9 protein-coding genes are annotated in these 5,939 nt (G+C 68.7%); 5 read left to right on the plus strand and 4 right to left on the minus strand.

Annotated elements, in window-relative coordinates:
* On the plus strand, positions 1-241 hold a 241-nt coding region (locus Aple_RS52630), incomplete at its 5' end, for a fibronectin type III domain-containing protein (protein ID WP_170322027.1).
* 165 nt (positions 242-406) lie between these two features.
* Positions 407-658, plus strand: a complete 252-nt coding sequence (locus tag Aple_RS47295) for a hypothetical protein (protein ID WP_155351345.1) — start codon at positions 407-409, stop codon at positions 656-658.
* A gap of 25 nt (positions 659-683) precedes the next feature.
* Here the strand turns inward: Aple_RS47295 and Aple_RS47300 are convergent, their stop codons facing one another.
* Positions 684-1,133 (minus strand): ATP-binding protein, encoded by a 450-nt coding sequence (locus Aple_RS47300; protein ID WP_155351346.1) that lies wholly within the window; start codon positions 1,131-1,133, stop codon positions 684-686.
* A 145-nt stretch (positions 1,134-1,278) separates the two neighbouring features.
* On the opposite strand from Aple_RS47300, the gene Aple_RS47305 reads away from it, so the two are divergent.
* Together Aple_RS47305 and Aple_RS47310 are read left to right on the plus strand one after the other, a co-directional pair.
* Positions 1,279-2,121: a helix-turn-helix domain-containing protein gene (locus tag Aple_RS47305; protein ID WP_155351347.1), complete on the plus strand. Its 843-nt coding sequence runs from the start codon at positions 1,279-1,281 to the stop codon at positions 2,119-2,121.
* Complete coding sequence (locus Aple_RS47310; RefSeq protein ID WP_155351348.1) at positions 2,118-2,336, plus strand: DUF397 domain-containing protein; 219 nt, start codon at positions 2,118-2,120, stop codon at positions 2,334-2,336. The genes Aple_RS47305 and Aple_RS47310 overlap by 4 nt, the downstream gene beginning before the upstream one ends.
* A gap of 76 nt (positions 2,337-2,412) precedes the next feature.
* Here the strand turns inward: Aple_RS47310 and Aple_RS47315 are convergent, their stop codons facing one another.
* The 3 genes from Aple_RS47315 to Aple_RS47325 form a co-directional block, all read right to left on the minus strand.
* On the minus strand, positions 2,413-2,769 hold the full coding sequence (locus Aple_RS47315; RefSeq protein ID WP_155351349.1) for a DUF8711 family protein: 357 nt from the start codon (positions 2,767-2,769) through the stop codon (positions 2,413-2,415).
* A gap of 270 nt (positions 2,770-3,039) precedes the next feature.
* Entirely contained in the window at positions 3,040-4,449 is a 1,410-nt protein-coding gene (locus Aple_RS47320) for a serine/threonine-protein kinase (RefSeq protein ID WP_155351350.1), read from the minus strand.
* Positions 4,436-5,440, minus strand: coding sequence for a LacI family DNA-binding transcriptional regulator (locus Aple_RS47325; RefSeq protein ID WP_155351351.1), 1,005 nt, complete (start codon positions 5,438-5,440; stop codon positions 4,436-4,438). The genes Aple_RS47320 and Aple_RS47325 overlap by 14 nt, the downstream gene beginning before the upstream one ends.
* A 268-nt stretch (positions 5,441-5,708) precedes the next feature.
* Here Aple_RS47325 and Aple_RS53975 point away from each other — a divergent pair.
* Positions 5,709-5,939, plus strand: a 231-nt coding sequence (locus Aple_RS53975; protein WP_218038887.1) for a hypothetical protein, incomplete at its 3' end; no start/stop codon positions are given.

Here is a 5,939-nt window from a genome sequence, read left to right on the forward strand (position 1 = left end):
CCTCACCGCCACCCAGATCGACCCCTCAGGCCTCCGCCTCACCTGGCAACCATCCCCCGGCACCCTCGCCTACGACATCTACCGCGACGGCCTCCTGATCTCCTCCACCCCCGGCACGACCCTCGCCATCGGCGCCCTCACCCCCGCCACCCCCTACACCTTCACCGTCGTCGCCCGAAACGAAGCAGGCGCCGTATCCGGCCCCGACCTGACGGTCACCACCAGCAGCGACCGCCGCTGACGGTTCCGGAGAAAAGGATCAGCCCGGGAGCGGTCAGACCGCCCCGGGCTGTTAGGTCGGGAGTGTCAGTTGTGTTCGGGGCGCTGCTGGTGCTCCCGGAACGGTGACGTGTGGGCGGAGCGCGGTGGCGATTGTGTGGACGGCGACTGCGCGGAGGTCGAGCGTGTGGACGAGGAGCGTGTGGGTGACTGCGCGGACGAGGAGCGCGAAGTCGACGAGGACGACGAGCGCGAGGACGGTGAGTCCTGGGAGGCTTCGCGGCGGGCGGTTCTGGCCTCCTTGATGGCTGCCTTCTTCGCTTTGCCACTCGCCTTTGTCGATTTCTTGTTCGGGCTGTCAGGCATCGTTCCCCCGGTTGTAGGTGTTATGCGGCTTTTGGATGCATCTGAGCGGTTGATACCCATTTCGGCCGGTTAACACCCGTGACTTGGAGTCATCTGACTCAGGGGGCTGTGTGTGCGCCGTCGTCCCAGCGGGAAGGCTTGCCGCGCCTGGGTTCGCGGGGTGATCTGGTGACCTCGAACCAGACCGTGGTGCCGTGGTCGGTGGTGAGAGCGCCCCAGAGTGGGGTGAACTGGGAGACCAGGTGCACGCCGCGGCCGAGTGCGGGGCGGGTCCAGCAGGGGCAGCGCGACTGCGCTGAGAGCACCACGCGGGCGGTCGCGGGAGTGGTGGTCACCGCGATCGCGTAACCGGCGCGATCGCCGCAGGCGATCGTGTGCCGGAGCGACTCGGAGATCAGCTCGCCGGCCAGCTGGACGGCGTCGTCCCGGCACGGATGGGCCGCGCCCAGGCAGCGGGAGATGAACCGGCGGGCCGCGCCCGCCTCCGCCGCGTCACCGAGATAGGGCCGCGAGATCGCGGTTCTCTCCGCGCGGTTGAGAATTGTCATCCTCTGATAACTCCCTGTGCACCCGTGCAGGCAGAGCTCACTCAAAGCCATGGCAAACTTCAGTTAATCCTGCACCGTGGAATGCATCTTTGCAATCCTGCGAATGCAATATTGCAAAGTGCCGTTTGTGGGGAGTTGTTCGCTTATGAGCGTAGGGCGAAGCCCGTCGGTCCGGCTGAGACGCCTGGCCGGCGAGCTCATCCGGTTGCGCTGTGAGGCGGGCTACTCGCGCGAGGAAGTGGCCCAGCGCCTTGGGCTGGCCAGCTCCACGGTGTACAGGATCGAGACCGGGCACACCCGGCCCCAGGGCCGGACCATGCGGGATCTCCTGGATCTCTACGGCGCCAACGGACACGAGCGGGACGCTCTGCTCGAGCTGATCCGGGACGCCGGGCGTCGCGGGTGGTGGCACCATTTCGGGGACGTGCTCCCCGGGCCGTACGTCGGACTGGAAGCGGAAGCCGCCAGCGTCCGGAACTACGAGCCGGTGATGCTCCCCGGGCTGCTGGAGACCGAGGCGTACGCCCGTGCGGTGATCAGTGCGGCTCTCGTGGAGGACCCCGAGGAGATCGAGCGGCGGATCACCGTGCGGCTGGAGCGGCAACGGCGCCTGACCGACCCGGCCTTCGAACTCTGGGTGGTGCTCGACGAGGCGGCCCTGCGGCGTCCCGTGGGCGGACCGTACGTCATGGCCGAGCAGTTGCGCAGGCTCCAGGAGATCGCCGTCCAGCCGAACGTCACCATTCAGGTGCTGTCGTTCGAGGCGGGGGCCTACCTGGGGATGGGCAACCCGCTGGCGATCCTCACGTTCGCGCATCCCGAGGATTCCGACATCGTCTTCCTGGAGAGCGCGGGCGGGGAGCTCTATCTGGAGACCTCCGACGACGTTCACCGTTATGCCCAGGTCTTTGACCATCTCCGCGCCGCCGCGCTCAGCCCGGAGAAGTCCATAGAGAAAATCGAATCGGTCGAGAAGGAGATGGCATGAAGGGCGTTCAGCCTGCGGATCTGGCCGGCGCGACGTGGCGTAAGGCCACCCGTTCGAACACCCAGGGCAACCAGTGTGTCGAGGTAGCCCAGCTCAAGCACGGGATCGCCGTGCGCGACTCCAAGGACCCCGAAGGACCCAAGCTGATGTTCACCCCGGGTGAGTGGGACGCCTTCGTGCACGGGGTGAAGGGCGGCGAATTCGACCTGTCCTGATCCCCGAATAAGCGCGTACGGCCCGTGCTCCACCTCCCGGAGCGCGGGCCGTACGTCACGTTCACGCCAGAGAAGATCAGCTGCAGGCGGCGCGGAGCTCGGAGTCGAAGTTCGCGCTCTTGCTGGTGAACTCGGTGATCGAGTTCGGGTCCGAGGCGTCGATCTTGAGGTCGGCCCAGGTGCTCGCCATGCTGTCGAGGGTCTTCTTGAGGTCGCCGTCGGCCTTGGCGGAGATGTCGGTGAGCTTGCCGGACAGGTCGGTGTTGGCCTTGTTGATGGCCGCGATGTCGGTGCCGGCGGAGGTCACCTGGGAGGTGTAGTCGAGCAGCGCCTTGGTGGCCTCGGCACACAGCGCGGTGTTGGCTCCCAGCCCGCAGGCGGTCAGGAACGTGGTCGCGGCGACGGCGACGATAGCGAGGCGAACGATTCTCATCGGAGCGGAAGCCTTCCTAGTGATCTCGGGACGTCAGTAACCCTAGGGGGTCTTCCTTGCGGAGCGCTTTCACATGGCTTACAACTCTTTACACAGACCTTATCCGGCAGGGCGAGTTCTGAAAGATTCAGGTATTTCCCCCTGGTCTGCCATGCTTTTCAAGGGGAGCAAACCATGATCACTGGGAGCGCTCCCATACGCGAGCCTATTTAGACGGGTTTGTCAACCCCCGTTCCGGTGCGGCTCGCGGGCCGCGAGCCGCACCGGCCGTCAGGTTCCCCGCGCCTCGAACGCCGCCTTGATCTGGTCCAGCGCCGCGTCGAGCTTCGCCTTCAGCGCGGGCGTGAGCACGCCCTCGCGAAGCCGGTCGGCCAGCTTGATCCGGATGTTGCCCACCGCGTTCGGATCATTGTTCGCGATCATGTTCCCGACCAGATTCTTCAGATCCTGGACGGCTTCCGGGGTGATCTCCCCGCGCCCGGCCCCGGCTTCGAGCAGCCCCATGAACGCGGCCGAGGCCTCCTCGACCGAACCCGAACCGGCCGGGCTCGCCAGGGGCAGCGGCGCGAGCGTCCGGGTGCCGACCGGCTTGGTCGTGGGGGAGGGCCGCGCGACCGGGTCCGGGTCGGGCTTCGGTTCCGCGGTGCGCTCGGGGTTGAGGATCGGTTCGGCCCGCTCGGTGGACTCCGCGGCCTCCTCGGTGCGCTGGGTGGCTTGCGCCGCCGGGGTCGGCAGCGTCTCCGCCGCCACCCCCGCCGGGGCCAGGGTCGGCTGCTGCCAGAGCAGCACGCCCAGCGCCAGCACGCCCGCGACCCCCGCCGCCCACTTCAGCCAGCCGGGCTCGCGCCCGGTCTCGCCGGGCATCAGGGCCTCGGCCACCTCGCGCGCGCTCGGCCGCATGGTCGGGTCGGGGGACAGGCACTGCCGGCACAGCGCCGCGATCTCCGGCGGCAGCCCCGGCACGCTGTCCGGGCTGGGCGGCGGGCCGTCCCTGCGGGCCGCCTCGATCCCCTCCCAGGTCGTCTCCGGGTACGGCGGAACGCCGGTGAGCATCTCGTACAGCAGGACGCCGAGGGAGTAGACGTCCACGGCCGGGGCGGCGGGCAGCTCCTTGAGCCGCTCCGGCGCCACGTAGGGCGGGGTGCCGAAGTCGGCCACCAGCTCGTCGTCGGCCTCGCCCGCGAACACGGCGATGCCGAAATCGAGCAGCTTCGCCCCGTCCGAGGCGAGCAGCACGTTCTCCGGCGTGACGTCGCGGTGCACGATGCCCCGCTCGTGGGCCGCGGCCAGCACCAGGGCCAGCCGGGCGGCGATGGCGGTGGCCTCCAGCCAGGGCAGCGGGCCCTCGCTGAGCCGGTCCGCCAGTGATCTGCCTTCCAGGAGCCGCATCACGACGTACGCGGCGAGCCGGCCACGCGGGGTGACCGTCTCGCCGTAGTCGTACACCTCGATGGCGTCCGGGTGGATCAGCCGGGCGGTGGCCCGGGCCTCGCGCCTGATCAGCTCGCGGCCCGGGTTGTCACCGTCCAGTGCCCCGTCCAGCACCTTGATCGCCACAGCCCGCTGTAAGGACTGGTCGAAGGCACGCCAGATCACTGACATGCCTCCCGTGGCGATCCGCTCCTGAAGCAGATAGCGACGGGTCAGGACGTCGCCTTCGGCCAGCTCAGGTTGATTCACGGACGATCAGTTCCGTGGGCAACACGGGGTTCCCCTTGGGTATCTCGTCCTCGGCGAGGGCCATGAGCAGCATGCGCGCCGCCAGGGCGGCGAGCTCCTCTACCGGTTGGCGGACGGTGGTGAGGGCGGGTGTGGTGTGCCGGGCGATGGGCGCGTCGTCGAAGCCGATCACCGCGACGTCGTCGGGCACCTTGCGCCCGGCCCGTCGCAGCGCCTGCATCGCGCCCGCGGCCATCACGTCGGACGCCGCGAACACGGCGTCCAGGCGTGGCGCGCGCTGCAGTAGCCACTGCATCGCGTGCGCGCCCGAGGCGTGGGTGAAGTCGCCGTAGGCCACGGGCATGTCGGTGATGCCCGCGTCCCTGAGCGTCTCCCGGAAACCGTCGAGACGGTCCCGGGCGGCGGGCAGGGTCGGCGGCCCGGCGATCGTGGCGATCACCCGGCGGTTGCCCAGCAGCAGATGTTCCGCCGCCTGGCGTCCGCCGTCCCGGTTGTCCATGTCGACGAACGGGAGGTCCACGCCGTCCGGCGGCCGGCCCGCGCTGCGCACCGGGATCCCGGAGGCGGCGAGGGTGACGGCCAGTGGGTGCCTGGCCCGGGCGCCCACCAGGAGCACCCCGTCCACGGCCCCCGCGACCAGCGGTGGGGCCGCGATCGCCGCGGTGGCGGGGGTGGCCGTCATCACCACGAGGGGGACCCCGTGGGCGGCGAACACCTCCTCGGCCGCCGACAGCAGTCGGGCGTAGAAGGGTTCGCTGAACAGCCGTGGAGTCTGCTCGCAGATCACGGCGGCCACGATCTGGTCGGTGCGTCTGGCGGTCGAGCCCCGAGGGGCGCGGCGCCTTACATAACCAAGGCGGGACATGGCGTCGTGCACCTGTCGCCTGGTCGATGTAGTGACGCGTACCGAGCCCGTCAGGACTCGGGAAGCGGTTGCCGGGGAGACGCCAGCAGCGGCGGCTACCTCTGCGAGGGTGGGAAGATCGGCCATCCGGTCTCCTCAGGCCCGAAGTGTGTCACGCGGCGGCTTGGGAGCGCTCCCAAGAACGTATCACTGTTTCGGGCGTGTCAACAGAGGTTTCGTAGCGATGAAACCTTTCATCGTTTTTCACCGGCCTTGCACATGCGTGCAGGGTAGATGAACGCTTGCCAATCTGTGGGGATATCGGGGCAATCGAGGCGTCCATGTCCGGGAATATGACGATGTGCAGTCAAAAATATGCACACCGTAGTCAAATCTCGTGACGTGGAGAATTCGCATGATTCGTCCATTTGTTGTCCTGGTTTGTGCGGGTGCGGCCCTTTTCGCCGCCCCGGTCGCTCAGGCTGAGTCCGCGCCGACCTCCTACACAGCGCAGGACCAGGCACGCAGTCTGATTCCGCTGCCGATCATCGATACGCTGTGCGCCGGGCTCGGGTTCGGCGGGAGTGGGGGCGGCCTTCTCGGCGGGCTCGGCGGCCCGCTCGGGGGGAGTGGCGGGGGTCTGGGC

Origin of the sequence: Acrocarpospora pleiomorpha (genome assembly GCF_009687885.1) — a bacterium.
GTDB classification, from domain to species: domain Bacteria; phylum Actinomycetota; class Actinomycetes; order Streptosporangiales; family Streptosporangiaceae; genus Acrocarpospora; species Acrocarpospora pleiomorpha.

Excerpts from the sequence above, each read along its gene's own strand:
- Aple_RS47300 (WP_155351346.1), bottom strand. The coding sequence starts at position 1,133 with ATGACAATTCTCAACCGCGCGGAGAGAACCGCGATCTCGCGGCCCTAT.
- Aple_RS47305 (WP_155351347.1), top strand. The coding sequence starts at position 1,279 with ATGAGCGTAGGGCGAAGCCCGTCGGTCCGGCTGAGACGCCTGGCCGGC.
- Aple_RS47310 (WP_155351348.1), top strand. The coding sequence starts at position 2,118 with ATGAAGGGCGTTCAGCCTGCGGATCTGGCCGGCGCGACGTGGCGTAAG.
- Aple_RS47315 (WP_155351349.1), bottom strand. The coding sequence starts at position 2,769 with ATGAGAATCGTTCGCCTCGCTATCGTCGCCGTCGCCGCGACCACGTTC.
- Aple_RS47325 (WP_155351351.1), bottom strand. The coding sequence starts at position 5,440 with ATGGCCGATCTTCCCACCCTCGCAGAGGTAGCCGCCGCTGCTGGCGTC.